This is a genomic window from Sphingomonas sp. C3-2 (assembly GCF_033025475.1).
Taxonomy (GTDB): Bacteria; Pseudomonadota; Alphaproteobacteria; order Sphingomonadales; family Sphingomonadaceae; genus Sphingobium_A.
In genome coordinates this window covers 2,575,043-2,600,724 of sequence record NZ_CP130322.1, presented here as the reverse complement: position 1 = coordinate 2,600,724, position 25,682 = coordinate 2,575,043, and the positions used below count along the sequence as shown (strand labels likewise).

The window sequence follows — 25,682 nt, the reverse complement described above, 5'->3', positions numbered from 1 at the left end:
GATGGCACGGACTTCCCGCCATAGCGCTTCTGCCCCGGCGCGCACAGATATTCCCGGCAGGCGAAAAGCGGATTACGCTGGCCGGCAGGGGATGGGACAAATGATCAGGAAATTTCCGATTTTCCGCAAGGCACCGCAGGAACGATGGCACTGGCGGCCCGACGCAAGGCCACCGCGAAAGGATTGGCGCTTTCCACTGACCGTTGCGGCGCTCAGCACCCTTACATTTTGCGGAATCTTCTTCTGGGACACGCTACGCCCGATCGCCTCGAGCGTAGCCAGTTACCGCTATTATCCTTATTGCGATTTCGCGCGTGCCGCGGGAGCCGCGCCAATTCATCGCGGCATGCCAGGCTATCGATCACAGCTGGATGCGGATGGGGACGGCATCGCATGCGAACCAATCCCACCCGGCACCGTGCTTAGCCGCCAGCGCGGGTTCTAGCCTTAGCGATCGCAGCCTTCAGCGCCTCATAGCCGATCGCACCGTTCAGCACCTGATCGCCGACCACCCAGCTGGGCGTGCCGGTGAAGCGGAGCGCGCGGGCGATTTCGAGATTGGCGTCGATTTCCTTCTGGACGGCGGGCGAGGCGATGGCCGCCGCGCTCTTGGCGGGATCGATACCAAGCTGTTTCTGCACGCGTTCGACATTGGCCGCATTGGGGCGACCGGTTTCGTACAGCGCGTCGTGGAACGCCTTGAACTTGCCCTGTTCGGCGGCGGCAAGCGCGGCGCGCGACGCCTTGGTGCTGTCGTCGCTCAGGATCGGCAGTTCGCGGAAGACGACCTTCAGATTCTTGTCTTCCTTCAGCAGCCGTTCGATATCGGGCAGGCTACGGCGGCAGAAGCCACAGGCATAATCATAAAAGACGACGAGCGTGGCATCGCCATTGGGATTGCCCGCCCAGGCCGAGGCATAGGGGGTTTCCAGCGCCTTGCGGTTCGCATCGATCGACTTGCTCACCTCGCGGTTCTGAAGCCGTTCGATCGCCTCGGGAATGATCTCGGGATTGGCGAGAATATAATCGCGCACCACCGCCTCGATCTTGGCCCGCTCCCCCGCGCTTACTTGCGGCGACGGCGACACGGCCCCCGTGGCCAGGGCCGTTCCGGCTGCTCCGGCCAAAAAGGCGGCAACTGCGATCATGATGGTTCTACCCCCGGTAAAGGTCATTTCTTCTTGCGGTCCTTGCGTACGTCCGCCTCCGACACCATCGCGATATCCTGCGCGCGAAGCCAGTCGGGCGTTCCTTCCTTAAGCCCCTGCATGGCCTGCCGTGCATTGGCAAGCGCGAGCTGGGACTGGCCCTGGAGATTATAGCGTTCGGCGGTCGCCAGCATCGCGCGCGGCAGATCGCCCTCGCGCTCATAGACGACGCCGAGCTGATACCAGGCGAAGGGATTGTCATTGTCCTTGGCCACCGCCGCCTTCAGCACATTGCGGGCCTCGGCGAAATTGGCGGGATTTTCGGTCGCGATCAGCGCATGGCCAAACAGCCCCGCGATCAGCGGCTGCGCGCGGGTGCGCTCGAACGCCTCGCGCAGCGAGGGAAGCGCGTCGTTGGGCTTGCCCGATTCCAGCAGGATCTGGCCCTTGAGTTCAAGATAATAAGGATCGTGCGGCGCCTTGGCGAGCAGCGCGTTCGCCTCTTCCAGCGCCTTGTCCGGATAGGCGGACTTATGCCAGGCATAGGCGCGGGCGTAGCGCGCGGGTTCGGTCTTGTCGCGTTCGGGAAACTCGCGCAGCGTCGTCGCCGGTTCGGAGGCAAAACCCTTCAGCTTGGCGCGGACGCGCTTGAAATGCTCCTCAAGCGCCGGATCGCTCGGCTTGTCCCAATTCGCCGACGCCTGATATTGATGCTCGAGCACCGAGATACGCTCGCGGCTGAGCGGGTGGGTGCGGCCGTAGCTGTCGTCCTGCGGGATGGCGAGGCGATATTCGAGATTTTCGATGCGCTTGAAAAAGGCGAGCGAGCCCTTGCCGGTGATCCCCGCCTTTTCGAGAAAGGCGGCCCCGGCGGCGTCCGCGCTCGATTCCTGCGTGCGCGTGAACGCCAGAAACTTGCCCAGCGCCGCCTGCTGGCCTGCCGCCATGATGCCCATGCCCGCATCCCCCGCGCCCGCCGCCACCGCAGCGATGCCGAGCACGAGGCTGAGCAGCGTGATCCCGGTCGCGGCCTTGGCGCCTTCGGAAAAACGGACGATATGGCCGCCGGTGATATGGCCGAGTTCGTGGGCGATGACGCCCTGCACTTCATTGGCGTTATCCGCCTGCATGATCGTGCCGGAGTTCATATAGACGATCTGCCCGCCCGCGACGAAGGCGTTGATCGAATTGTCGCCGACCAGGACGACCTTCACATTTTTGGGATCGAGCCCCGCCGCCCGGATGAGCGGCGCGGACATTTCATCGAGCAGCGCCTCGGTTTCGGCATCGCGCAGGATCGATTGCGCCATCGCGGGCTGGACGAGCAGCGTGAGCGACAAAATGAGCGCAACGGCCGCGCGCAGCATGCCGGCGATGGAACGAGGTCGACTGGCCATGGCGTTGCTTCCTCTCCCCTCCCGCCTGAACGACGGATGAAAGCGGGGCAGGCCTTCGTGGGAAATCCCCGAAAACCTGCCCCTTTACAGCTTATTCCTGGCCGAAGGTGCGCTGCCACCAGCCACGGCGCGGCGGATCGTTCGATTCCGCAGCCGCATCGTCGGCAGAGCCTGCCTCATTGGCAGGTGCAGGCGTTTCGACCGGCGCGGGCTCGGCGGCGGCTACCGGTGCGGCAACCGCTGCTTCGACTTCGGCCTCGGCGGGTGCGGGCTCAGCCACTGCCTTTTTGCGCGGCGCGCGCTTCGGCTTGGCCGGGGCCTTTTCCGCTGCGGCGTCGGCATCGGCGGCCTCTGCCTTGGGCGTGGCCTTTTTGCGCGGCGCACGCTTGGGCTTGGCAGGTGCTTCGGCGTCGCCCTCGGCGGGTGCGGCAGCGTCCTCAGCGACTTCGGCAGGCGCTTCAGCGGCCTTGGGTGCCGCCTTTTTGCGCGTGCGCTTGGGCTTGGCGGGTGCTTCTGTCTCGGGCGCGGCCTCGGCTTCTGCAGGCGCGGGTGCGGCTACTTCGGTCTCTACCTTGGCTTCGGCTTCCACCTTGGCTTCGGCCTTGGGGCGGCGGCGCGTGCGCTTGGGCTTTTCTTCGACCGCAGGCGCGGCTTCGGCAACGGCTTCAAGCGCGGGCGCGATCACCGGTGCGCCAGCGACAGGCGCTGCGACAACGGGTGCCTCGGCGGCAACGTCAACCGGTGCCGGTTCGGCATCCGCAGCATTGTCCGCAGCCTCGCCACCCTCGGTAGCAGCCTCGCCTTCGCGCGCATGATCGCCATTTTCGCCACGCCGACGGCGGCCACCGCGACGACCACGGCGGTTGCGACGGCGCTTGCCACCCTCGCCTTCCTCACCCTCGGCGCGCTGTTCCGGAGTCTCGGCTTCGGCTTCGCCATCTGCCTCGATATCCACAGCAGCTTCACCTTCGCCACCGTCTTCAACGGTGCCTTCGTCAGCTTCGGCATCCTCGGCGTCATCATGGGCCTCATCGGCGCCACGGCCTTCGCCTTCTTCCCGGCGGCGACCCCGGCGGCGGCGGCGGCGGCGGCGGCCGCCTTCGCGGTCGTCGCGCGGCTCACGCTCTTCGCGCACGGCCTGTTCTTCGGCTTCAGCCTCTTCTTCGTCGAACTCATCCTCGGGGATGAAATCGTCTTCGTCTTCCTCGATGATCACCGGGGTGAAGCGCGGCGCGTGGAGCGGCGGCGGGCCGCTCGCCTCAACGGTCATGCGCGCGCCTTCGGCTTCGCCATCGGGGAGGATGTCGATCGACACGCCGTAGCGATCCTCGATCTCGGCGAGTTCGGCGCGCTTGCGGTTGAGCACATAAACCGCCGCTTCCTGGCTGGCGCGCAGCGTAAGCTTGCTGCCCCGTCCACGAGCAGCTTCGTCCTCGAGCATGCGCAGCGCCGACAGGCCTGCCGACGATGCGGTGCGGACAAGCCCGGTGCCTTCGCAATGCGGGCAGACGCGGGTCGATGCCTCAAGCACGCCGGTGCGCAGGCGCTGGCGGCTCATTTCCATCAGCCCGAAGGATGAGATGCGGCCCACCTGGATGCGTGCGCGATCGTTCGCGAGCGCAGCCTTCATCGCCTTTTCGACCTTACGGACGTTGGAGCTGTTCTCCATGTCGATAAAGTCGATGACGACAAGCCCGGCCATATCGCGCAGGCGCAACTGGCGCGCGATTTCGTGCGCCGCCTCGAGATTGGTGGCGACCGCGGTCTGCTCGATGCCATGTTCGCGCGTCGAACGGCCCGAGTTAATGTCGATCGAGACGAGCGCCTCGGTCGGGTTGATGACCAGATAGCCGCCCGATTTGAGCTGGACGGTCGGGTTGTACATCGCCGCCAGCTGGTCTTCGACATTGGAGCGCTGGAACAGCGGCACCGGATCGGAATAGGGCTTCACGCGCCGCGCATGGCTGGGCATCAGCAGCTTCATGAAGCTCTTCGCCGCGCGATACCCTTCCTCGCCCTCGACGATCACTTCCTCGATATCGCGATTATAGATATCACGGATCGCGCGCTTGATCAGATCGCTGTCACCGTAAACGAGCGCGGGCGCTGCCGATAGCAGCGTATTTTCGCGAATCTCGTCCCACAGCCGGGCCAGATAATCGAAGTCGCGCTTGATCTCGGTCTTGGTGCGCGAAAGCCCGGCGGTGCGGACGATGCAGCCCATCGACGAGGGCAGCTTCATTTCCGCCATGATCGACTTCAGGCGCTTGCGGTCCGCCGAGTTCGAAATCTTGCGGCTGATCCCGCCGCCATGCGACGTGTTGGGCATGAGCACGCAGTAACGGCCGGCAAGCGACAAATAGGTGGTAAGCGCGGCGCCCTTGTTGCCGCGTTCTTCCTTCACGACCTGGACGAGCAGCACCTGACGGCGGCGGATCACGTCCTGGATCTTGTAGCGGCGGCGCAGCGCCATGCGCTTCGAACGCAGCGCTTCGACCGCACGGTCGTCGGCCTGCGCGCGGGCGCGCTTCTTGCGGCGGCGCGTTTCGGCCGGGCTTTCCGCCTCTGCCTCACCGCCTTCGCCAGCTTCGACATCGTCCTCGGTGCCGCCGCCGATTTCTACCGGCTCGCCACCATTTTCGACTTCCTCGACGCCATCGCTGTCGAAGCCGTCATCCCCGTCATCGCCCTCTTCGTCGTCCTCATCCGCCTCGGCCTGTGCGGCGCGCAATGCCTCTTCCTCAGCGGCATGCTCAGCCTCTTCGCGCAGCAGGGCTTCGCGATCTTCCTTGGGGATCTGGTAATAATCGGGGTGAATTTCGCTGAAAGCGAGGAAGCCATGGCGGTTGCCGCCATAATCGACGAACGCCGCCTGCAGCGATGGCTCGACGCGGGTAACCTTGGCTAGATAGATATTTCCCTTGAGCTGCTTGTGCTCGGCGGATTCGAAATCAAACTCCTCGATCCGGTTTCCCTTGACGACGGCGACCCGGGTCTCCTCCCGGTGGCGCGCGTCGATCAGCATGCGCATGGTCATTAAATAGTCTCCGGGCGCGCCGAACGCCGGGCTCTGTGGCCGGCGGCGCGCCAATTTGGTGGGACGGTTCCCGGGAATAAAAGCTCCACTGAGCAACCGTCCGGGTTGAAACGCTTGTTTGTGCTGGTGCTGCGTGTGCACGCCGGGCCATTCGGGCCCGGGCCGCCCCCATGCCCCACGCATCGCCGGCCGCTGGGGCGGGATACAGTGCGGGGGAGAAATGCTTCATGCAGCGACAACCTGAATTTACCGCCCTGACAGGGCGAACTGATCAACCGATTTCACCCACAGGCTCTATCGGCAACTTGTACCGCTAGCATTGCAGCTGCGGGCGATGCAACAAAAAGCCGTGCGAGGCGACGGCATCCGGCAACAATTGTGACAATCGCACAACGACATCACGCATTTTGCGCTCGATTCGACGGCGCGGTGCTGCCATGCACGCATATGGGGTTCAGGGCGGGAAGCTTCCAGTGTCGATCATGAGATTCATTGCCGCAGGGGCGATCGGGCTGGTGCTGTCCGCGGCGATCCCGGCCCATATGCTCGACGCGCGCAGCGCACCGCCGCGCAGCCGCTACAGCGTCACCATCCCGCTCGACGCGACGCAAAAGGGCACCCCCCTGCCCCGTATCACCGGCCCCGCCGGCAAACCGCTGGTGATGATCGACCCCGGTCATGGCGGGCACGACCCCGGCGCGATATCGAGCCATGACGGACGGCGCGAAAAGGATGTGACGCTGGCGATCGCGCAGGCGATGCGCGACGCGCTTCTGGGCACCGGCCGCGTGCGCGTGGCGCTCACCCGCGACGACGATCATTTCATCGCACTCGCCGATCGCTACGAACTCGGCCGCACGCTGAAGGCCGATCTGTTCATTTCGATCCACGCCGACAGCGCAGGCAACCCCGATGCCAGCGGCGCCACCGTCTATACGCTTTCCGAAACCGCGTCGGACCGCGAGGCCGCAAGGCTCGCCGAACGCGAGAACCGCGCCGACATATTGAACGGCGTCAACCTGGGCAGCACGCACAACAAGGCGGTGAATTCGATCCTGATCGACCTCAGCCAGCGCGAAACGATGGAAGCCTCGACCGCCTTTGCAAAGCTGCTCCACCGCGAAACAAGCGCCACCCTGCCCTTTCGCGCGATATTCCACCGCTTCGCGTCGCTGATCGTGCTGAAGGCGCCGGATATGCCGTCGATCCTGTTCGAGACGGGCTATCTCAGCAACCGCCGCGACGCGCAGTTCCTCAACTCGCCCACCGGGCGCAGCACGATTGCCGCCGGCACCGCCCGCGCGGTGGAAACCTATTTCGCCCGCCGCAGCCTGACCGCGCCCTGACCACGTCGCCTGCACGCCGGGCCCGTTGCGTTTTGCGATGGGCAGATGGCTTGCGGCTGGCAAAGCGCTTAAAAATTGCTAGAGCCGGAAGATATGACCGAAGCGGCGCCCGAGAATTTCAGCTACAAGATCAAACGGGAGGCCAGCGGGCTGCTGGCCGCAATCCGGCCATGGTGGGAACGCCGTTGGGTCCGGATACTCACCTATCTGGCGGCCGCAGGCGCCGCCGGAATCTTGCTCATTACGCTGATATTCGGGCATAATCTGCCATCGGCGCAGACGCTTTTGAGCTATGAGCCGCCGCTGCCGACAACGGTGCGCGCCTATGACGGCACCCCGATCCACAGCTATGCGCGCGAACGCCGCGTCCAGCTGAGCTTCGACGATTATCCGCGCCAGCTGATCAACGCCTATCTGGCCGCCGAAGACCGCACCTTCTTCGATCATGGCGGCCTCGACTATCCGGGCATTGCCGGCGCGGTGTTCGATTACGTCACCAAATTCGGATCGGGCCGCCGCGCCAAGGGCGGGTCGACGATCACCCAGCAGGTCGCCAAGAACCTGCTGCTGACGAACGAATATTCGGTGACGCGCAAGGTCAAGGAAGCAATCCTCGCGCGGCGGATCGAATCCGTGCTGACCAAAGAACAGATCCTCGAGCTTTATCTGAACCAGATCCCGCTCGGCCGGAACAGCTTTGGCGTGCAGGCGGCATCGCGCGCCTATTTCGACAAAGATGTCGATCAGCTGGCGCTGCCCGAAATGGCGTTCCTCGCGATCCTGCCCAAGGCGCCCGAAACCTATGGCCGCGCCAAAAATGCCGACAAGGCGGTCGCCCGCCGCAATTTCGTGCTGAGCGAAATGCACCGCAACGGCTTCATTTCCGAAAGCGACATGCGCACCGCGCAGGCCGCGCCGCTGGGGCTGAAGGCCACGGTCGGCCGCCAGTTCGACCCCGTGGGCGGTTATTTCATCGAGGAAGTCCGCCGCGAGCTGATCGACAAGTTCGGTGAAAGCGACGAAGGCGGCCAGAACCGCAACAGCGTCTATGCCGGCGGCCTGTGGGTGCGCACCTCGCTCGACCCTGCGGTTCAGCAATATGCGACCGAGGCGCTGCGCGCAGGGCTGCTCCGCTATGATCGCGGCAAGGGCTGGCACGGCCCCATCCGCACGATCGAGCCGGGTGAAGGCTGGCGCGGCAATCTGGCGGCGGCCAATTTGTCGACCGATTATGACGAATGGCGGATCGCCGCCGTGCTGTCGAAGGAAGGCGGCAGCGCGACGATCGGCTTTGCAGACGGCAGCACCGGCACACTTCCCGCCGGGCTCGCGACGCTGCCCAAGCGCGGCACGGCGCAGACCGCATTCCAGGCGATGAAGCCGGGCGATGTGATCGCCGTGGCGCCGCAGGGCGGCAACTGGGGCCTGCGCAACATTCCCGAAATTTCGGGAGGCCTGGTCGTCCAGAACCCGCATACCGGCCAGGTGCTGGCGATGCAGGGCGGGTTCGATTCGCGCATCCAGAGCTATAACCGCGCCACTCAGGCCGAACGCCAGCCGGGTTCGACCTTCAAGCCCATCGCCTATGCCGCAGCACTCGACAGCGGCATGACCCCCGCCTCGATCATCGTCGATGCCCCCTTCTGCGTCTATCAGGGCGCGCGGCTGGGCCAGAAATGCTTCCGCAACTTCGGCAATATGCGCGGCGCGGGACCCCAGACGATGCGCTGGGGCGTCGAGCAGTCACGCAACCTGATGACGGTGCGCGCGGCCTCGCAAACGGGCATGGACAAGGTGGTGAAGACGGCGGCGGCGATGGGCGTGAACGCGCCCGGCAAGCCTTATCCGGCCGTGCTCGCGATCGCGCTGGGCGCGGGCGACACGACGGTGCTGCGCCTCACCAACGCCTATTCGATCCTTGCCAATAACGGCAAGGACCTGAAACCGACGCTGGTCGATTACGTTCAGGACCGCCACGGCAAGGTGATCGCGCGCGCCGATGGCCGGCCGTGCGAAGGCTGCAACGCCAAAAACTGGGACGGCAAGGCAATGCCCCGCCCCGCGATGCGCCGCAAACAGGCGATCGACGCGATGACCGCCTATCAGATGGTCCACATCCTCGAGGGCGTCGTCCAGCGCGGCACCGCCACCGTCCTGCGCGATCTCAAGCGCCCGCTGTTCGGCAAGACCGGCACCTCGTCGGGCCCGACCAATGTGTGGTTCGTCGGCGGTTCGGCGGACATGGTGGCGGGCGTCTATATGGGTTTCGACCAGCCGCGCTCGATGGGCGGCTATGCGCAGGGCGGCACGCTCGCCGCGCCGATCTTCAAGCAGTTCGCCGAGAAGGCGATGAAGGACATGGCCGTCGTGCCGTTCCGCGCACCGCCGGGTATCCGCATGGTGCGGATCGACCGCCGTTCGGGGCGCAAGGTGTTCGGCACCTGGCCGACCGACGATCCCAAGGCCGCCGTGATCTGGGAAGCGTTCAAGCCTGAAAGCGAACCGCGCCGGTCTATCCGCCGCGACGAAATCGGCACCGATCAGAAGACGAAGGCCGCCGAGGCCGCCGCACGGCGCGTTGAAACCGGGCCGTCGAGCGACAGCGAGTTCTTGCAAAGTCAGGACGGTATTTACTAGGGCCGCGTGACAAAGCCCTGATGGCATTTTGGGCCGGCCCCGCGCCGGCATGACGATTTGGTTTGGAGAGTTACCGATGCGTGCGGAAGCGCAGGCCTATGCCGACAAGATCAACGATGCGCTCGCGCTGCTTCGCCGGTTCCTTGACTGGGACCGCGCACTGCGCCGGCTCGACGAGCTGAACGCGCGCGTCGAAGACCCCACTTTGTGGGAAGACCCCAAGGCCGCGCAGGATGTGATGCGCGAACGCCGCCGTCTGGACGAAGCAATCTCTGCCACGCGCGCGATCGAACGCGAGCTGGCCGACACAGCCGAACTGATGGACATGGCCGAGGCCGAGGGCGACAATGATCTGGTCGACGAAGGCGTCGCCACGCTCAAGGCGCTGGCCGAGCGCGCGGATCAGGACAAGGTGAAGGCGCTGTTGGCGGGCGAAGCCGACGGCAACGACACCTATCTCGAAATCCATGCCGGCGCCGGCGGCACCGAAAGCCAGGACTGGGCCTCGATGCTGCAGCGCATGTACATGCGCTGGGCCGAACGCCGTGGCATGAAGGTCGAGCTGATCGACTATCACGCGGGCGAACAGGCGGGCATCAAGTCGGCCACGCTGCTGATCAAGGGCGAGAACGCCTATGGCTATGCCAAGACCGAAAGCGGTGTCCACCGCCTCGTCCGCATCAGCCCCTATGACAGCTCGGCGCGCCGCCACACCAGCTTCTCGTCGGTCTGGGTCTATCCGGTGATCGACGACAATATAGATATCGAGATCGTCGAAAGCGACCTGAAGATCGATACCTACCGCGCATCGGGCGCGGGCGGGCAGCACGTCAACACGACCGATTCGGCGGTCCGCATCACGCACGTTCCCTCGGGCATCATCGTCGCGTCGCAGACCCAGCGCTCGCAGCACAAGAACAAGGCCGAGGCGATGAGCATGCTCCGCGCGCGCCTGTACGAAGCCGAACTGCAACGCCGCGAAGCCGAAGCCAACGCCGTCCACGCATCGAAGTCGGATATCGGCTGGGGCCACCAGATCCGTTCCTATGTCCTTCAGCCCTATCAGCTGGTGAAGGATCTGCGCACCGGCGTCACCTCGACCGCGCCCGACGATGTGCTCGACGGCGCGCTCGATCCGTTCATGGCCGCCGCGCTGTCGCAGCGCGTGACGGGTGAAACGGTCGATGTGGAGGATGTCGACTAAGGCCATGCGCCGCACGCCCCGCCCCCTGATCCTGCTCTTGGCCACGCTCGCGCTGGCCGGATGCAAAAAGGCCGAGGAAGCCCCCAGCTTCCCCGCGCCCGACCGGCCCGTGGCGAAGATCGTGTCCAGCCGCTGGTCGACCGAGGAAGCCCGCGACCGAGTGAACGAGGCCGAAACGGTGATGGACCGGGTGGGCGTGAAGCCGGGTATGACCATTGCCGATATCGGCGCGGGCGAAGGGTATTACACCATCCGCCTCGCCAGCCGGGTGGGCGATCATGGCCGCGTGCTGGCCGAGGACATCGTGCCCGAGGTGCGCGACAAACTGGCCGAGCGCGTCAACCGCGACGCGCTGGACAATGTGAGCGTGCGGCTGGGCGAACCCGCCGATCCGAAGCTGCCCGAAAACAGTTTCGACCGGATCTTCATGGTGCATATGTATCATGAGGTGGCGCAGCCCTATGAGTTTCTGTGGCGGATGCGTCCGTCGCTGAAGGCCGGCGGGCGGGTGATCGTGGTCGATGCCGACCGGCCGACCGAAAAGCACGGCACGCCCTCTGCGTTGCTGCGCTGTGAATTTGCGGCGGTGGGGTACAAGCTGGTGGAAAGCCAGCCGCTCCCCTCCGTCGAAGGCTATATCGCCCAGTTCGAAGCGGTGGGGCCCCGGCCCACACCGGCCAAGATCAGGGCCTGCAGATTATAAGGGGTTTGGTGATGGCGCGGTCCGAGGAACAGGCAGTGGACGCAGGGCACCCCGAATATCAATATCTGAACCTGATGCGCCGCATCCTCGACAAGGGCGATGAACGCATGGACCGCACCGGCGTCGGCACCAGATCGGTGTTCGGCGAACTGCTGCGTTTCGACCTGTCGGACGGCAGCATGCCGATCCTGACCACCAAGCGCGTCTATTGGAAAACCTCGGTGCGCGAGATGCTGTGGTTCCTGACCGGACGCACCAATATCCGCGAACTGCTGCAGAACAATGTCCGCATCTGGACCGACTGGCCGCTCGACCGGTTCCGCAAGGCCACCGGAGAGGCTGTGACGCAGGAGGATTTCGAGGCCCGCATCCTGGCGGACGAGGCCTTTGCCGAACAATGGGGCAATCTTGGCCCGGTTTACGGCAAGCAGTGGCGCCGCTGGCTCGATGCCGAGGGCCGCGAGCATGATCAGATCGCGACGCTGATCGACACGCTGAAGACCAATCCCGCCAGCCGCCGTATGCTGTTCCATGCGTGGAATGTCGGCGAGCTTGGCCAGATGGCGCTACCGCCCTGCCACATGGTCTATCAGTTCCATGTCACGTCCGACGGGCGACTGAATTGCCTCATTTTCCAGCGGTCGTGCGACCTGTTCCTGGGCGCGCCGTTCAACTTCACGGGCGGCGCGGCGCTGCTCCACATGCTGGCGCAGCAAGCCGGGCTCACCCCCGGCGAACTCGTCTGGGTGGGCGGCGACGTGCACCTCTACCTCAACCATGTCGATCAGGTGCGCGAGCAGATGGCGCGCACGCCCCGGCCCTTCCCGCGCATGCGCCTCGCCCGCAAGCCGGATTCGATCGACGCTTACCGGATCGAGGATTTCGTGGTGGAGGGCTATGATCCCCACCCCGCCATCCACGGCGACGTCGCGGTCTGACAGGCGGGGCACAGCAGGGTCATGTCCGACAGCTATTTCTACGAACCCGCCAAGGGCCACGGCCTGCCCCATGATCCGTTCAACGCGATCGTGGCACCGCGCCCGATCGGCTGGGTTTCCACCCTCTCTTTAGCGGGCGTCCCCAATCTTGCGCCCTACAGCTTTTTCAACGCGTTCAACTATCGGCCGCCGATCATCGGCTTTTCCTCGACCAGCTGGAAGGACAGCGTCGCCAATATCGAGGCGACGGGCGCGTTCGTATGGAACCTTGCCACCCGGCCGCTCGCCGAACAGGTGAATTTGAGCAGCGCGCCGGTGCCCGCAGAGGTCGACGAATTCGCGCTGACCGGGCTTACCCCGGTGCCAAGCACCGTGATCGACGTGCCGCGTGTTGGCGAAAGCCCGGTCTCGTTCGAATGCCGGTTGAGCGAGATCGTGCGCCTAAAGGCGCATGACGGCGCGGCGATCGACGCCTGGCTGGTGCTGGGCGAAGTGGTGGGGGTGCATATCGCCGAGGAGCTGCTGGAAAACGGCATCTACCAGACGGCGCGCGCGCGGCCGATCATGCGCGCGGGCGGGCCGACCAGCTATTTCGAGATTTCGCCCGAGAATGAATTTCACATGAGCCGGCCGCAGGCGCCCGCGACCTGAAGGGCGCCCGCGACCGGCCCCCGGATCAGAAGCGGAAAACCGTCTTGATCCAGAGCTTGTCTCCCTGCGGGCGGTTATGCGCCATGAATTCATGCTGCCATTGCAGCGTGACCGGTATCTTGCCCAGCACCGTGCGGACGACGGGGCCCAGCGCGAACGCTTCGCCCTTGAACCCGTCCGGCCCGACACGCAGCCCGTTCTGCTTATCGGCGGTCGTCTGCTTGTAATAATAGCCGGTGACGCCCACCGTCAGCGGATTGAAATTATACGACGCGCTGAAATCGGCGTGGAATTCCTGGCCCGAACGATAATCGGTCGCCTTGTTCTTGGTATTGAAGTCGTACATCAGCTTGGCCGAAAATTCGGGGCCGCCCTTGGGGTTCTTGTAGGTAACCGCGGCCACCGGCTCGAACGTCCAGTAATTGCGTCCGATATTGGCGAGATCATTCTTGTTGTAGCGGCCGGTGGGCACATAGGTGTCCATCGTCAGCACATAATGCCAATTGCCCTTGTTCCAGCCGAGGACGAGCGGATTGACGATCACGTCGCCCAACCCGAATTTGTGATCGCGCGCGCCGGCGGCGCTGACCTTGAGGTCGACGATCGGGACAAAGGCCTGCATCGCCACGGTCGCGCCCAAAAACTTCTTGTCGGTGACATGGACGATGCGCGCGACATTGGCGAAGGCGTCGACGCTGAAATCGGGCACCAGCTTGTCGCCATTGCCGTCGTTCAGCCGGTCCGCGCCGTAATAATTGGCGTAATCGAGCAGATAGGTGCCCGGCGGCGGCAGCGCCGCGATGTCGAGCCCCTCGGCGCCATTGGGATAGGCCCCACCGCCATTTTCGGTGGCGAACGCCGTTCCCGGGATCATGGCCGCGGCCAGTGCCGCCGCCCATGCCAATTTCCGCATAACCTCTCCCTCTCATTTTTTCCGTTGAGGGCGCGGTTTTCCAACCGGCGGAGGCCAGCGGCCCCGCACCCCGTTTTACGTCTTTGCTGCTGGCCGCCCGGTGGCGGCTGGCGTCAGATCTTCTTGAACAGCGGCGATTTGTTCGTGGCGACACCGTCCGCCGCGGTCAGGAACTTCTCCATGAAGATATCGCGTTCGAACAGACGCCCCTTCATGAGCGCGGTGATCGCCGCGTCGATCATCGGCGGCGGGCCGCACAGATAAGCCTGATGGCCTGAGAACCGCCCGTCGAAGAGCTTTTCGGCGACTTCGTGGACATAGCCACGCTCGCCGTCCCAGACATCGCCTTCCTCGGGCTGCGAGATGACGGGCACATAGCGCAGATTGTCGTGGCGTTCGGCCAGTTCGTTGAAGAACTCCATGAAGTGCAGATCATGCGGCCGCCGCCCGCCATGGATAAGCGTGATCGGCTGGTCATAGCCCGCCTCGAGCAGATCGAGAATCATGCTCTTCGGGCTCGACAGCCCCGATCCGCCTGCCAGGAAGATGAGCGGCTTTTCCGCCGAAGCGCGGACATAGAAGCGCCCGAGTGGCCCGGTGAAGGGCAGCGTGTCCCCCAGCTTCAGATGCTGGTGCAACCACGGCGTGGCGCGGCCATCGGGGACAAGGCGGACATGGAGTTCGATGCAGTTGCGTTCGGCCGAGGCGCTGGCGATCGAGAAAGGCCGGCTGCCTTCAATCCCCGGAACCGAGACGTTGACATACTGCCCGGCCTGGAAATCGATTCCCGCGCCCCCCAGGTCGAGCCAGATGCCGAGGATATCGGGCGTGAGCATTTCGAGGCGCGAGACCGTGCCGACATAGTCGGCCACCGCGATCCGGCGCGCATCCGGATCGTCGTCGATATCCGCCTCGATCGTCACATCGCCGCAGGCAAAGGCGCTGCAGGCGAGCGTCTTGCCCTCGTCGCGTTCGAAATCCATCAGCGCGAAGGGCGATGCGCTGCCATGGTCCACCTCACCTTCGAGCACCTCTACCTTGCAAGTGCCGCACAGGCCGTGCCCGCAGGCATGGGGCAACCAGATGCCGTTGCGCAGGCAGGCATCGAGCAGCGTCTGGCCTTCGGCCACTTCAATGGTTTCGCCGGTGGGTTCGATGGTGAGCGTGGACATGACGATAGTTCCTCAGGCGCGTCCGACCGGTTCTTCGGTCCAGAAGCGGATCAGCGATTTGTGGCCGACACCTTGTGACGAGACGGATTGATCGGGCTGCGGGGTCCAATCGGCCCCGTCGAGCATCCAGCGGGCCTTGCCGAGATCGACAGCGGCCCAGGCGGGATCGCGCCCATAAATGCCGGGAAGCGCATTTTCGGTGAGCGCGCTGAAGGGCATGTCGGGCGCCAGCGGCAACGTGACCGCCGCACAGAAATTGAGATGCCCTTCCCAGTGGATATAGACGAGGTGGTTGCCGTGGTAATTTTCCACCCGGTCGCGGACCTCGCCGGTATAGCCGGGCTCAAGACTGACAACAGCCATGATATCTTCCTTTCTGCGCGCTTATTCGGCGGCGATCGCGGTGATGGGGGCGGATGCGGGCTCGGCGGCGCCGCGGCGGCCGACCATCCATTCGTTCCACATCGCCTGTTCGGGCGAGCCGGCATAATCCATGTTATCCGCGCCCTGCTGGATGTGATACCAGTCGAGCACCTCGGGCAGCGTCGCGCCGCCGCAATTGCCCTGGAAGATCTGGTTCACCGGCAGCCAGGCCTGGACATATTTTTCGGGTTCGTGGTCGAAGATGTCCTTGCAGCCGTCCGAACAGGTGTGGAACCGGTCACCATTATATTCCGACACGCGGAAGCTGATGACGTCGGGCTGACCGACCTCGGTGAACGCCATCGGGATCTGGCAGACCTGGCAGAGTTGGGGCAGCCCGTCATTGTAGAAGCGCTTGCCCTCGGCCGCCTGCTCGCGCCAGGCGAGATAGCGGGGACGGTACACCTCGTTGAAGCTGTTCGGATATTTCTCGGCCAGCCAGTCCATATGCTGATCGTCGACATCCCAGGTGTGGACGGCGGCAGCCTGCGTATAGTTGTAGAAGATCGTCCAGACCTGATGGGTCAGGTGATCCTTCTCGGCCTTGGCGATATCGGCATATTTGGGTTCGCGGATGCCATAGCGGGCGAGATCGGCGAAGAGCGCGCCGCCGGCTTCCTCATAATAGATTTCCCATGCCTCGCCCCACGACATGATTTTCTTGGGGAGCATGTAATCCATCATCATGCCGACCAGGCTGAGCAGCCGGTATCCGCGCCAGAACCACTTGTCGATCCAACCCTGGACGATCGGCACGTTCGCCTCGTCCTGCTCCAGAAGGAAACGGACGGCTTCGAGGCCAAGCGTCATGTGGCGGCTTTCGTCGGACTGGGCCGAGAAGCCGAAGGTGACGGTCGCCATGTCGCCGTTGAACGCCGCGCCCGACATGAAGGGCACGAAGAGCAGGTTGGTCAGCACATATTCGAACGCAAAGCTGATCGCGGTCAGGAATTCGAACGGTCCCGCACTCGTCGCATCGTCGAAGAAGGACTTGGGCACCGAAAGATACCAGAGACGATCATGCATGTGCGGGAAGTCATGCATGCCGTCGAAGAACTTGTTGTAGTGGCTGATCGTGTGGATCTGCGTCTGGCAATGACGCAGTTCGTCGATCGACTGCATCTGCGCGGCGACGCGCAGGCCCGCGCCGGGCAAATGGCGCGCCAGGTGCGCAAAATGGCGGTGCGCCTGATATTCCAGCGGCGTCACGCCCTGGATGAAGATTTTCACCGCATTGAGATAGCGCGCATCGGTGATGCCGAGCTGGCCGTTATTCTGCGCCATCGAGTCGATGACGGCATAGAGCTTGCGCTCCTTTTCCGCCTGGAACTTCCAATAGGCGTCCATGGTGAGCTTGAACGGATCTTCCCACGCATCCCAGTCGTGGATCTTGATGCCTTCATATTTGGCGTACGGGAAAACCGCATCGGGCGACTGATAGGAGAAATCCCAATCGAGGCCGCGCGTCAGATGGCCGTATTTCTGCTTCAGGCTGAGCTTCTTGGCGGTCATGCTGTTATCTCCAGAAGATGGTGAAGACATCGTCTTCTTCGTCGATCGAGCCCGAGAGGCTGATCACGGTGAGGTGGATTTCCTGCGGGTCCCAGTCGCGGCCGATACGTTCGGAGACGCTTTCGGCACGGATATCGATGCGCCCGGGGCAATCGATCTTGGTCATCGCCGGAAAATCGCGGCGCACGGCGTGCGGGTTATCGGCAAGGATCGCGTCGGCGATCGCAAAACCGTCCTGCGTGTTCTGCAGCGTGATCGAGACGTTCTGCTGGCTCATGCCGGGACCTCCTCGGTTGCGACGACGCCAAGCTTGGCAAGGCGTGCCCAAAGCGCGTGTTCGACATCATGGACGGCCTGATGCGCGTCCTCGCCCAGCACATGTTCGGCCAGCGGGCGCATCGCCTCGGTTGTGCGCAGCATCCAGCGCGCGGCCCATTGATGCAGCACGGCGCGGTTGGCATCGCTCTCGGCCGCCGCCGCCTTGATCACCGCATCGGTCCAGCGGCTATTGTCGGCATACCAGTCGCGCATGAAGCCGGTGACGAGCGAGATCGCCGGGGGGGCGTGCTTGTCGAACACGTCATAGGTGAGCGGATAGACAAGGCCGTCGAAGACATATTGCGCGAAGAAGGTTTCGAACCAGTCGCGGATGACGAGCGAATCCTCGGCCAGGCAGCGCAGCGGCTGCCATTCGGGCGCGTCGGTCCACAGCGTCTTGCTCGCCATCAGAACGCTGTCGCCGCCGCCGCCCATCGCAAGGCCGATGCGCGAGAGAAGCTGCGCAAGCCCCAGCCGGTCCGCCCCGCAGAACGCCGCCGCCGACGTGATCTGCGTGCCATAACCCCAATCGGCGATCAGCTGGCAGTTCATGTTTGCCGCCCATTCTAAATGGCGCAGCGGAATGAGGTAGAAGGCGAGCCGGCCGCGCTCGGCCTCGTCCAGCCCAGTGAGCATGTCGCGCTTTTCGACGAAATCGAGCGCGCTGTCGAAGCTCTGCTGCATCCCCGCGCGGCTGATATTGTAGGTCGCGTAATAGAATTGGCGCGGATCCTTGAAGCTGTACCAGTCCGCCATCACGATGCGGGTGCGCTTGGGATCGTAGAGGTCGAATTCGGGCGCGTAGGTCGGCCGATAATGGAAATTGGTGGTCGGCTGGATGTCGTACGTCGCCTCTTCATAGCGCGTCGCCGGCTTGTCGGTGCCAAAGCGCCGGGCCACATGCGAAAAGGTGTGGCGCCGCGGCGTGATTGCCTCGGCCTGGATGTCGATATTCATTCGGGGCTCTCCCAGATGGCGATCGAGGCGAAGCGGCTCGAACGCGGGTGCAGGGGGTGATCAAGGCGCGACAGCGCGGCGCGCGCTTCGGGCGAAGCGGCGGCGATTGCGCAATGCTGTTCGGTGCAGAATGTGTCGAAGGCGGCGAGCGGCATCACCAGCTCGACGGCGAGATCGGGGTCGCCGTGCACATAGTCGAACTCGACATAGCGCGCACGGCGAATGCCGGTCACCCGGACGCGGCGGTAAATTTCTCTTGCGGGGGGCGCCAGGCGGCGCACCGTCCCTGACTGGGCCTCGTGCATCACTCTCTCCAATCGCAGCGTGTCGCCACATGGCCGGTTGTCCGGCTCTGGTGGGAAGGCTGCGCCCGGAGCGATCGGGACTCAAATAGCAAATCCGTAATTCATGATGCCGTGTCGGCATGACATGGCCGCAGATGATCGCGCCGCCCGGCGCCTGAACACGCAATCTTGGTATCAAGGCAAACGCCATGATCGCATCGCGGCATCACATGTTCGACAAATGCTATTGGAATTGGCGGCCGAATGGGCGGACGGTTTTCCACAAGCGGATCAGTCGAAACCGCACCGTCCAACCGAAGCGAGAGGAGCTTCCTGATGTCCGACAGCACCCAGGCGATCACACGCGCTGCAATCAATGCCATTTCCGCCGACACGCCCCCCCGCACCCGCGAAGTGATGACCAGCCTCATCACCCATCTGCACGACTTCGCACGCGACGTGAACCTGACCATTCCCGAATGGCTGGCGGCCTGCGACCTGCTCAAGCGCGCCGGCGACATGACCGACGAACGCCGCAACGAATTCATCCTCGTCTCCGACGTGCTCGGGCTTGAAAGCCTGGTCGATGCGCTGACCAACCATGCCGAGGGCGGCGCGACCGAATCCGCGGTGCTTGGCCCCTTCTTCCGCGAAGACGCCCCCCGCATCGCGAACGGCGAAAGCATCGTGCGCGGCGGCATGGCGGGCGAAACCGTATTCGTCGAAGGCTATGTCACCGACGCCGAAGGCAAGCCGATCGAAGGCGCCGAGATCGACGTGTGGGAAACCTCGCCCAACGGCCTGTATGAACAGCAGGATCCCGACCAGCCCGAGATGAACCTGCGCGGCAAGCTCTTCTCCGACGCCAATGGCTATTATGCCTACAAGGCGCTGAAGCCGGTCAGCTACCCCATCCCGTTCGACGGCCCCGCCGGCGATCTGCTCCAGCTGATGGGGCGCCATCCCTACCGCCCCGCGCATATCCATTATATCGTCCGTGCGCCGGGGTGCCGCACGCTCGTCACCCAGATCTTCGACCGGACCGACAAGTATAACGCCGACGACTCGGTCTTCGCGGTGAAGGACTCGCTGCTCGTCGACTTCACGCCCGCCGAGGCAGGCGCGGATTACGACACCAAGGTCCGCTACGACATCCAGCTGGCGCCCGCCGCGGACAGCGCAGAGCGGAAGGCAGCCTGACCATGCTCGATCTCGCCAGCAGCGCCGGCCCGCACGCCACGCCCCTCTCGGGCGGCGCGCTGGCGGGAACGCGGATCGAACGGATCGAGACGCAGATCGTCGACATCCCCACCGTACGCCAGCACAAGCTCTCCTCGCTCTCCACCACCCAGCAGAACTATGTTCTCGTCCGCGTGCGGACGGCCGACGGGGTGGAGGGCGTGGGCGAGGCCGCCACGCTCGGCGGCCCGCGCTGGAGCGAGGAAAGCGTCGAGGGCATCAAGGCGACGATCGACACCTATCTCGCCCCCGCCATCATCGGCATGGAGGCGGCGGGTTTCGAGGCCGTCGGCCGCACGCTTGCCGAGGCGGCGAAGCGCAACAACGCCGCCAAGGCCGCGATCGAAAGCGCGCTGTTCGACGCGGTCGGCAAGACGCTGGGCATTCCCGCCAGCGCGCTTTTGGGCGGCGCGGTGCGCGACCGCATCCGCGTGCTCTGGACGCTGGCGTCGGGGGACCCCGAACAGGAAGTGGCCGAGGCCGAAAAGAAGCTGGCCGAACGCAAGCACAATATCTTCAAGGTAAAGATCGGCGCCAAGCCCGCCGCCGAGGACATGGCCCGGCTGCGCCGGATCGCCGCCGCGCTCGAAGGCCGCGCCGAACTGATCGTCGACGCCAATCAGGCGTGGAGCGAAACCACCGCGCTCCGCTGTTTCGACGAGATGGACGAGATGGGCATCGCGCTTGTCGAACAGCCGCTGCCCGCATGGGATGTCGCCGGCATGGCCCGGCTGCGCGCCCGTACCCGCGTGCCTATCATGGCCGACGAGGCGATCTTTTCGGAACATGACGCCTTTGTCGTCGGCCAGGCGGCCGCCGCCGATGTCGTCTCGTTGAAGCTGGTAAAGCATGGCGGGTTGCTCGGCACGCGCCGCGTGGCCGCGGTGGCCGAAGCCGCCGGTATCGGCCTGTATGGCGGGTGCCTGCTCGAAAGCTCGGTCGGCGCCGCCGCGCATCTTCAGGTTTTCGCGGCGCTGCCCAGGCTGGACTGGCACTGCGAACATTTCGGTCCTCAGATATTGAAGGACGATCTTGTCACCGCGCCGCTGCGGTTCGAGGATTTCCACATCCTTCTGCCCCAGGGGCCGGGATTGGGCATCACGCTCGACGAAGACAAGGTCGCCCGTTACGCTCGAGGGTGATGAACGCGATCGATCATTTCGCGGAAGCCGCAGGCGTCGATGTCCGGCGCCTGCGCTATTTTGTCGCCATTGCCGAAGAACTGCATTTCGGCCGCGCCTCCGAGCGGCTGCATGTCGCGCAACCGGCGCTCAGCCGCCAGATGGTCGAGCTGGAAAACGCGATCGGCGCGACGCTGTTCGACCGCACCCGCAACCAGATCCGCCTGACCGCGGCGGGCGAAGCCCTCCTCCCCCGCGCCCGCGACATTTTGGGGCGGATCGTCGAGACCGCCCGGATCGTCCGCCGCGCGGCCGAGGGGCGCACCGGCGTGCTCAATGTCGGCTTTGTCGGATCGGCCACCTATTCGCTGCTGCCGCAGGTGCTCAATAGCTTTCGCACCAACAATCCCGATGTCGACCTGCTGCTCCATGCGATGAACACGGCGGAACTGAAGGTGGCGCTGATCGAACGCGCGATCGACGTCGCCTTTGCCCGCCCCAGCATCGACGATCCCGAGATCGTGAACGAGGTGGTTCTGGAAGAGCCGCTGGTCGCCGCCTTGCCCGATGCCGATCCGGTCGCCGACGGCACCGAGATCGCGCTCGCCGACCTCGCCCGGCACCCCTTCGTCCTCTATCCGCGCCATCCCCGGCCCAGCTTTGCCGACACCATATTGCGCCTGTGCCACGAAGCGGGCTTTGCCCCCACCGTCGCGCAGGAGACGATGGAGCTGCAGACCGCGCTCGGGCTGGTGGCGGCCGGCGCCGGCGTTTCGCTGGTGCCCGCCTCGGTCGAGGATTCGCACCGGCTGGGCATCGCCTATCGCCGGTTGAAGCCGCCGGTGCCGACGACCCGGCTCAGCATCGCCTATCGCCGCGACAATCGTGCCGCGGTGCTTTCGCTCTTCCGCGCGACCGTGAAAGACTTCGTCGCGCTCCATGACAAATCGGAGACACGCTAATGCTATACTGCGTCGAAATGGATGTCCGCATCCCGTCCGATGCCGATCCGGCTCACATCGACAATCTGAAGGCGGTCGAGAAGGCGCGGTCGCAGGAGCTGCAGCGTTCGGGCGAATGGCGCCATATCTGGCGCGTCGCCGGGCGCTACGCCAATGTCAGCATCTTCGATGTCGCCGACCATGATCGCCTGCACGAACTGCTGTCCACGCTGCCGCTGTTCCCCTTCATGGACATCAAGGTGACGCCGCTCGCGCGCCATCCTTCCGCAATCGACTGAGGACAGGATCATGGCAGACAAGATCTACCCCTCGCCCGCGGCCGCGCTCGATGGCCTGTTGTTCGACGGCATGACGATCATGTCGGGCGGCTTCGGCCTGTCGGGCAACCCCGAAAGCCTGATCCCCGAAATCAAGAAGGCGGGCGTCAAGGATCTGACCGTCATCTCCAACAATTGCGGCGCCGACGGCTTCGGCCTGTGGATGCTGCTGGAGACGCGCCAGATCAGGAAGATGATCTCTTCCTATGTCGGCGAGAACAAGCTGTTTGAAAGCCAGTATCTTTCGGGCGAGCTTGAGCTGGAACTGAACCCGCAGGGCACGCTGGCCGAACGCATCCGCGCGGGCGGCGCGGGCATTCCCGCTTTCTATACCCCCACGGGCGTCGGCACCGTCGTTGCCGAGGGCAAGCCGGTCGAGGAATTCGAGGGCCGCAAATATGTCCGCGAAACCTGGCTGCGCGCGGACGTGTCGATCATCAAGGCCTGGCGGGCGGACCCCGAGGGCAATCTGATGTTTCGCAAGACCGCGCGTAACTTCAACCCCAACATGGCGACCGCGGGCAAGGTGACCGTCGTCGAGGTCGAGGAAATCGTCGAACCCGGCACCTTCGATCCCGATTGCATCCACACCCCCGGCATTTTCGTCGACCGCATCGTGCTTTCCACGATCAACGAGAAACGCATCGAAAAACTGACCACCCGCCCGAGGGAGACCGCATGATGACCGAAGCGACCAAGGGCTGGACCCGCGACCAGATGGCGGCGCGCGCGGCACGCGAGTTGCAGGATGGTTTCTACGTCAATCTCGGCATCGGTATCCCGACGCTGGTGGCGAACCATATCCCGGACGGCCTGAAGGTGACGTTGCAGTCGGAAAACGGGATGCTGGGCATGGGCCCCTTTCCCTATGAGGACGAGGCCGATCCCGACCTGATCAACGCCGGCAAGCAGACGATCACCGCGCTGCCGACGTCGAGCTTCTTTTCCTCGGCCGACAGCTTCGCGATGATCCGCGGCGGGCATATCGACCTCACCGTGCTCGGCGCGATGGAAGTGGCGTCCAATGGCGACATCGCCAACTGGATGATCCCCGGCAAGATGGTGAAGGGCATGGGCGGCGCGATGGATCTTGTCGCGGGCGTCAAGCGCGTCGTCGTCGTGATGGAGCATGTGTCGAAGAACGGCACGCCCAAGATCCTCGAAAAATGCACGCTGCCGCTCACCGGCGCGGGCGTGGTCGACATGATCGTGACCGATCTCGCCGTGTTTGAGGTGGACAAGGACAAGGGCGGGCTGACGCTCACCGAAATCGCCCCCGGCGTGACCGTCGAGGATGTCCGCGCGATGACCGGCACGCCCTTCGCCGAAAGGATCGCGGCATGACCGAAGCCTTTGTCTGCGAGGCCGTCCGCACCCCGATCGGCCGCTATGGTGGCGGGCTTTCGCCGGTGCGCGCCGACGATCTGGCCGCGATCCCGATGCGCGCGCTGATCGAACAGAGCGGCATCGATGCCAGCGCGATCGACGATGTCATCCTGGGCTGCGCCAATCAGGCGGGCGAAGACAATCGCAACGTCGCGCGCATGGCGGCGCTTTTGGCGGGCCTGCCCGACAGCGTCGGCGGATCGACGATCAACCGGCTCTGCGCCTCGGGCCTCGACGCGGTGGGCAGCGCCGCGCGCGCCATCCGCGCGGGCGATGCCGATCTGCTGATCGCGGGCGGGGTCGAAAGCATGAGCCGTGCGCCCTTCGTCATGCCCAAGGCGACGAGCGCGTTCAGCCGCGCCAACGCCGTGTATGACACGACGATCGGCTGGCGCTTCATCAACCCCGCGATGAAGGCGGCCTACGGCGTCGATTCGATGCCCGAGACCGGCGAGAATGTGGCGGGCGACTACGGCGTATCGCGCGCCGATCAGGACGCCTTTGCGCTGCATAGCCAGCACAAGGCCGCCGCCGCCCAGGCCGTCGGTTATTTCGCCGAAGAGATCGTGCCCGTCACCATCACCGACAAGAAGGGCCGCGAGACGATCGTCGACACCGACGAGCATCCCCGCCCCGAAACCACGGCCGAAGGGCTGGCGAAACTGAAGCCCGTGGTCCGCGCCGATGGCACGGTGACGGCGGGCAACGCATCGGGCGTGAACGACGGCGCCGCCGCGATGTTCATCGCCTCCGAAGCGGCCGCCAGGCGCCACGGGCTTACCCCGCGCGCGCGCATCCTTGGCATGGCGAGCGCCGGGGTGGCCCCGCGCGTGATGGGCATCGGCCCGGTGCCCGCCACCGAAAAGCTGATGGCGCGGCTAGGCCTTGCGATCGGCCAGTTCGACGTGATCGAGCTCAACGAAGCCTTTGCCTCGCAGGGGCTGGCGGTGCTGCGCGGGCTTGGCCTTGCCGATGACGCGGCGCAGGTGAACCCCAATGGCGGCGCAATCGCGCTGGGCCATCCGCTCGGCATGTCGGGTGCGCGCATCCTGATGACTGCGGTGCATCAGCTTGAAAAAACGGGTGGGCGCTATGGCTTGGCCACGCTGTGCGTCGGCGTCGGCCAGGGTCTCGCCGTTGCGGTGGAGCGCGTCTGATGGAAAAGCAGTTCGTCACCATAGGCGATGGCTGCCGCATCGCCTATCGCCTTGAGGGGCCCGAGGGCGCGCCCGTCCTCCTCCTGTCCAACTCGCTCGGCACCGATATGGGGATGTGGGATCCGCAGATCGCCGCCTGGACCGCGCATCACCGCGTGCTGCGCTATGACAGCCGCGGCCACGGCGATTCCGATTCGCCGGCCGGCGCCTATTCGATCGACCGGCTGGGCCGCGACGCCGTCGAACTGCTCGATGCGCTCGGGATCGAACAGGTCGATTTCTGTGGGCTTTCCAAGGGCGGCATGGTCGGCCAGTGGCTTGGCCACCGCGCACCCGAACGGATGCGCCGGATCGTGCTCGCCAACACCGCCGCCTATATGGGCCCGCCCTCGGGCTGGCAGGGGCGGATCGACGGCGTGCTGGCCAATGGCATGGCGCCGCTGACCGAGGCTTCGATCGCGCGCTGGTTCACGCCCGATTTCCCGGCCCGCGCGCCCGAGCCGGTGGAGTTCATCCGCACCATGCTGCTTGCCAATAATCCGCAGGGCTATGCCGGCTGCTGCGCGGCGATCCGCGATATGGACCAGCGGGTAACCGCCCCGCTCATCGCGGCGCCGGTACTGGTGATCGCGGGCGAGCAGGACCCCTCCACCTCGGTCGAGGACGGCGCTTTCCTTGCCAATTCGGTGCAGGACGGCCGCCTCGTCACGCTGGATGCGGCGCATCTGTCGAATGTCGAGCAACCCGAGGACTTTGCCCGCGCGGTCAGCGCGTTCCTGACCGCCTGACCCTTCTGCCCCCTCATCCTGCCCATCTGTCTTTTCCGACAAGGATTGAACAGGACGGCGCACTGTGCGTAT

Annotated in this window: 25 protein-coding genes; 15 read left to right on the top strand and 10 right to left on the bottom strand. The window is 64.8% G+C overall.

The genetic code is table 11. The features are described from left to right. The first annotated feature begins 1 nt into the window (after nt 1). On the top strand, nt 2–445 hold the full coding sequence (locus QYC26_RS12560; protein WP_317512562.1) for an excalibur calcium-binding domain-containing protein: 444 nt from the start codon (nt 2–4) through the stop codon (nt 443–445). Here QYC26_RS12560 and QYC26_RS12555 read toward each other — a convergent pair. The 3 genes from QYC26_RS12555 to QYC26_RS12545 form a co-directional block, all read right to left on the bottom strand. Continuing rightward, the gene (locus QYC26_RS12555) at nt 423–1,148 is read right to left on the bottom strand and encodes a DsbA family protein (protein WP_317512560.1); all 726 of its coding nucleotides are present in this window, start codon (nt 1,146–1,148) and stop codon (nt 423–425) included. The two genes, QYC26_RS12560 and QYC26_RS12555, sit on opposite strands and share 23 nt — an antisense overlap. Nucleotides 1,149–1,171: 23 nt before the next feature. Further along, nucleotides 1,172–2,545 (bottom strand): M48 family metalloprotease, encoded by a 1,374-nt coding sequence (locus QYC26_RS12550; RefSeq protein ID WP_317512559.1) that lies wholly within the window; start codon nt 2,543–2,545, stop codon nt 1,172–1,174. Between the two features lie 91 nt (nt 2,546–2,636). After that, entirely contained in the window at nt 2,637–5,582 is a 2,946-nt protein-coding gene (locus QYC26_RS12545) for a ribonuclease E/G (protein ID WP_317512558.1), read from the bottom strand. Between the two features lie 482 nt (nt 5,583–6,064). On the opposite strand from QYC26_RS12545, the gene QYC26_RS12540 reads away from it, so the two are divergent. The 6 genes from QYC26_RS12540 (at nt 6,065) to QYC26_RS12515 (ending at nt 13,061) form a co-directional block, all read left to right on the top strand. Beyond that, a complete protein-coding gene (locus QYC26_RS12540) occupies nt 6,065–6,928 on the top strand; it encodes an N-acetylmuramoyl-L-alanine amidase family protein (RefSeq protein WP_411197652.1) in 864 nt (287 codons plus the stop codon). A 93-nt stretch (nt 6,929–7,021) separates the two neighbouring features. Further along, nucleotides 7,022–9,565, top strand: coding sequence for a penicillin-binding protein 1A (locus QYC26_RS12535; RefSeq protein WP_317512557.1), 2,544 nt, complete (start codon nt 7,022–7,024; stop codon nt 9,563–9,565). Between the two features lie 76 nt (nt 9,566–9,641). After that, nucleotides 9,642–10,769, top strand: a complete 1,128-nt coding sequence (prfB, locus tag QYC26_RS12530; RefSeq protein WP_317512556.1) for a peptide chain release factor 2 — start codon at nt 9,642–9,644, stop codon at nt 10,767–10,769. Next, complete coding sequence (locus QYC26_RS12525) at nt 10,759–11,472, top strand: class I SAM-dependent methyltransferase (protein ID WP_317512555.1); 714 nt, start codon at nt 10,759–10,761, stop codon at nt 11,470–11,472. Before prfB ends, QYC26_RS12525 begins: the two co-directional genes overlap by 11 nt. A gap of 11 nt (nt 11,473–11,483) precedes the next feature. Then, nucleotides 11,484–12,410, top strand: a complete 927-nt coding sequence (locus QYC26_RS12520) for a thymidylate synthase (RefSeq protein WP_317512554.1) — start codon at nt 11,484–11,486, stop codon at nt 12,408–12,410. 21 nt (nt 12,411–12,431) lie between these two features. Then, the gene (locus QYC26_RS12515) at nt 12,432–13,061 is read left to right on the top strand and encodes a flavin reductase family protein (RefSeq protein WP_317512553.1); all 630 of its coding nucleotides are present in this window, start codon (nt 12,432–12,434) and stop codon (nt 13,059–13,061) included. Nucleotides 13,062–13,086: 25 nt separating this feature from the next. Here QYC26_RS12515 and QYC26_RS12510 read toward each other — a convergent pair whose 3' ends face one another. The 7 genes from QYC26_RS12510 to QYC26_RS12480 form a co-directional block, all read right to left on the bottom strand. Beyond that, a complete protein-coding gene (locus QYC26_RS12510) occupies nt 13,087–13,974 on the bottom strand; it encodes a transporter (RefSeq protein WP_317512552.1) in 888 nt (295 codons plus the stop codon). A 113-nt stretch (nt 13,975–14,087) separates the two neighbouring features. Next, nucleotides 14,088–15,146, bottom strand: a complete 1,059-nt coding sequence (locus tag QYC26_RS12505; RefSeq protein WP_317512551.1) for a 2Fe-2S iron-sulfur cluster binding domain-containing protein — start codon at nt 15,144–15,146, stop codon at nt 14,088–14,090. Between the two features lie 12 nt (nt 15,147–15,158). Continuing rightward, complete coding sequence (locus QYC26_RS12500) at nt 15,159–15,509, bottom strand: phenol hydroxylase subunit P4 (RefSeq protein ID WP_317512550.1); 351 nt, start codon at nt 15,507–15,509, stop codon at nt 15,159–15,161. A gap of 21 nt (nt 15,510–15,530) precedes the next feature. After that, nucleotides 15,531–17,081, bottom strand: coding sequence for an aromatic/alkene/methane monooxygenase hydroxylase/oxygenase subunit alpha (locus QYC26_RS12495; protein ID WP_317512549.1), 1,551 nt, complete (start codon nt 17,079–17,081; stop codon nt 15,531–15,533). Between the two features lie 4 nt (nt 17,082–17,085). Further along, nucleotides 17,086–17,358: an MmoB/DmpM family protein gene (locus QYC26_RS12490; protein WP_317512548.1), complete on the bottom strand. Its 273-nt coding sequence runs from the start codon at nt 17,356–17,358 to the stop codon at nt 17,086–17,088. Then, nucleotides 17,355–18,356 (bottom strand): phenol hydroxylase, encoded by a 1,002-nt coding sequence (locus QYC26_RS12485; RefSeq protein WP_317512547.1) that lies wholly within the window; start codon nt 18,354–18,356, stop codon nt 17,355–17,357. Before QYC26_RS12485 ends, QYC26_RS12490 begins: the two co-directional genes overlap by 4 nt. Further along, nucleotides 18,353–18,661, bottom strand: a complete 309-nt coding sequence (locus tag QYC26_RS12480) for a phenol hydroxylase subunit (RefSeq protein ID WP_317512546.1) — start codon at nt 18,659–18,661, stop codon at nt 18,353–18,355. The genes QYC26_RS12485 and QYC26_RS12480 overlap by 4 nt, the downstream gene beginning before the upstream one ends. A gap of 315 nt (nt 18,662–18,976) precedes the next feature. Between QYC26_RS12480 and QYC26_RS12475 the strand changes: the two genes are divergently transcribed. From QYC26_RS12475 to pcaD, 8 genes are read left to right on the top strand one after another with little or no spacing between them, the layout of a single operon-like run. After that, nucleotides 18,977–19,840 carry an intradiol ring-cleavage dioxygenase gene (locus tag QYC26_RS12475; protein ID WP_317512545.1) on the top strand — a complete coding sequence of 288 codons (864 nt, stop codon included), beginning with the start codon at nt 18,977–18,979 and terminating at the stop codon, nt 19,838–19,840. Between the two features lie 2 nt (nt 19,841–19,842). Next, entirely contained in the window at nt 19,843–21,021 is a 1,179-nt protein-coding gene (locus QYC26_RS12470; RefSeq protein ID WP_317512544.1) for a muconate/chloromuconate family cycloisomerase, read from the top strand. Further along, the gene (locus QYC26_RS12465) at nt 21,021–21,962 is read left to right on the top strand and encodes a LysR family transcriptional regulator (RefSeq protein ID WP_317512543.1); all 942 of its coding nucleotides are present in this window, start codon (nt 21,021–21,023) and stop codon (nt 21,960–21,962) included. Before QYC26_RS12470 ends, QYC26_RS12465 begins: the two co-directional genes overlap by 1 nt. Further along, the gene (catC, locus tag QYC26_RS12460) at nt 21,962–22,240 is read left to right on the top strand and encodes a muconolactone Delta-isomerase (RefSeq protein WP_317512542.1); all 279 of its coding nucleotides are present in this window, start codon (nt 21,962–21,964) and stop codon (nt 22,238–22,240) included. Before QYC26_RS12465 ends, catC begins: the two co-directional genes overlap by 1 nt. Nucleotides 22,241–22,250: 10 nt before the next feature. Next, a complete protein-coding gene (locus tag QYC26_RS12455) occupies nt 22,251–22,961 on the top strand; it encodes a CoA transferase subunit A (RefSeq protein WP_317512541.1) in 711 nt (236 codons plus the stop codon). Beyond that, nucleotides 22,958–23,623, top strand: a complete 666-nt coding sequence (locus QYC26_RS12450; RefSeq protein ID WP_317512540.1) for a 3-oxoacid CoA-transferase subunit B — start codon at nt 22,958–22,960, stop codon at nt 23,621–23,623. The genes QYC26_RS12455 and QYC26_RS12450 overlap by 4 nt, the downstream gene beginning before the upstream one ends. Continuing rightward, nucleotides 23,620–24,822, top strand: a complete 1,203-nt coding sequence (pcaF, locus tag QYC26_RS12445) for a 3-oxoadipyl-CoA thiolase (RefSeq protein ID WP_317512539.1) — start codon at nt 23,620–23,622, stop codon at nt 24,820–24,822. Before QYC26_RS12450 ends, pcaF begins: the two co-directional genes overlap by 4 nt. Next, entirely contained in the window at nt 24,822–25,610 is a 789-nt protein-coding gene (pcaD, locus tag QYC26_RS12440; RefSeq protein WP_317512538.1) for a 3-oxoadipate enol-lactonase, read from the top strand. The genes pcaF and pcaD overlap by 1 nt, the downstream gene beginning before the upstream one ends. The last annotated feature ends 72 nt before the right edge of the window (nt 25,611–25,682 follow it).

Excerpts from the sequence above, each read along its gene's own strand:
- QYC26_RS12560 (WP_317512562.1), top strand. The coding sequence starts at position 2 with ATGGCACGGACTTCCCGCCATAGCGCTTCTGCCCCGGCGCGCACAGAT.
- QYC26_RS12555 (WP_317512560.1), bottom strand. The coding sequence starts at position 1,148 with ATGATCGCAGTTGCCGCCTTTTTGGCCGGAGCAGCCGGAACGGCCCTG.
- QYC26_RS12550 (WP_317512559.1), bottom strand. The coding sequence starts at position 2,545 with ATGGCCAGTCGACCTCGTTCCATCGCCGGCATGCTGCGCGCGGCCGTT.
- QYC26_RS12545 (WP_317512558.1), bottom strand. The coding sequence starts at position 5,582 with ATGACCATGCGCATGCTGATCGACGCGCGCCACCGGGAGGAGACCCGG.
- QYC26_RS12540 (WP_411197652.1), top strand. The coding sequence starts at position 6,065 with ATGAGATTCATTGCCGCAGGGGCGATCGGGCTGGTGCTGTCCGCGGCG.
- QYC26_RS12535 (WP_317512557.1), top strand. The coding sequence starts at position 7,022 with ATGACCGAAGCGGCGCCCGAGAATTTCAGCTACAAGATCAAACGGGAG.
- prfB (WP_317512556.1), top strand. The coding sequence starts at position 9,642 with ATGCGTGCGGAAGCGCAGGCCTATGCCGACAAGATCAACGATGCGCTC.
- QYC26_RS12525 (WP_317512555.1), top strand. The coding sequence starts at position 10,759 with ATGTCGACTAAGGCCATGCGCCGCACGCCCCGCCCCCTGATCCTGCTC.
- QYC26_RS12520 (WP_317512554.1), top strand. The coding sequence starts at position 11,484 with ATGGCGCGGTCCGAGGAACAGGCAGTGGACGCAGGGCACCCCGAATAT.
- QYC26_RS12515 (WP_317512553.1), top strand. The coding sequence starts at position 12,432 with ATGTCCGACAGCTATTTCTACGAACCCGCCAAGGGCCACGGCCTGCCC.
- QYC26_RS12510 (WP_317512552.1), bottom strand. The coding sequence starts at position 13,974 with ATGCGGAAATTGGCATGGGCGGCGGCACTGGCCGCGGCCATGATCCCG.
- QYC26_RS12505 (WP_317512551.1), bottom strand. The coding sequence starts at position 15,146 with ATGTCCACGCTCACCATCGAACCCACCGGCGAAACCATTGAAGTGGCC.
- QYC26_RS12500 (WP_317512550.1), bottom strand. The coding sequence starts at position 15,509 with ATGGCTGTTGTCAGTCTTGAGCCCGGCTATACCGGCGAGGTCCGCGAC.
- QYC26_RS12495 (WP_317512549.1), bottom strand. The coding sequence starts at position 17,081 with ATGACCGCCAAGAAGCTCAGCCTGAAGCAGAAATACGGCCATCTGACG.
- QYC26_RS12490 (WP_317512548.1), bottom strand. The coding sequence starts at position 17,358 with ATGAGCCAGCAGAACGTCTCGATCACGCTGCAGAACACGCAGGACGGT.
- QYC26_RS12485 (WP_317512547.1), bottom strand. The coding sequence starts at position 18,356 with ATGAATATCGACATCCAGGCCGAGGCAATCACGCCGCGGCGCCACACC.
- QYC26_RS12480 (WP_317512546.1), bottom strand. The coding sequence starts at position 18,661 with ATGCACGAGGCCCAGTCAGGGACGGTGCGCCGCCTGGCGCCCCCCGCA.
- QYC26_RS12475 (WP_317512545.1), top strand. The coding sequence starts at position 18,977 with ATGTCCGACAGCACCCAGGCGATCACACGCGCTGCAATCAATGCCATT.
- QYC26_RS12470 (WP_317512544.1), top strand. The coding sequence starts at position 19,843 with ATGCTCGATCTCGCCAGCAGCGCCGGCCCGCACGCCACGCCCCTCTCG.
- QYC26_RS12465 (WP_317512543.1), top strand. The coding sequence starts at position 21,021 with ATGAACGCGATCGATCATTTCGCGGAAGCCGCAGGCGTCGATGTCCGG.
- catC (WP_317512542.1), top strand. The coding sequence starts at position 21,962 with ATGCTATACTGCGTCGAAATGGATGTCCGCATCCCGTCCGATGCCGAT.
- QYC26_RS12455 (WP_317512541.1), top strand. The coding sequence starts at position 22,251 with ATGGCAGACAAGATCTACCCCTCGCCCGCGGCCGCGCTCGATGGCCTG.
- QYC26_RS12450 (WP_317512540.1), top strand. The coding sequence starts at position 22,958 with ATGATGACCGAAGCGACCAAGGGCTGGACCCGCGACCAGATGGCGGCG.
- pcaF (WP_317512539.1), top strand. The coding sequence starts at position 23,620 with ATGACCGAAGCCTTTGTCTGCGAGGCCGTCCGCACCCCGATCGGCCGC.
- pcaD (WP_317512538.1), top strand. The coding sequence starts at position 24,822 with ATGGAAAAGCAGTTCGTCACCATAGGCGATGGCTGCCGCATCGCCTAT.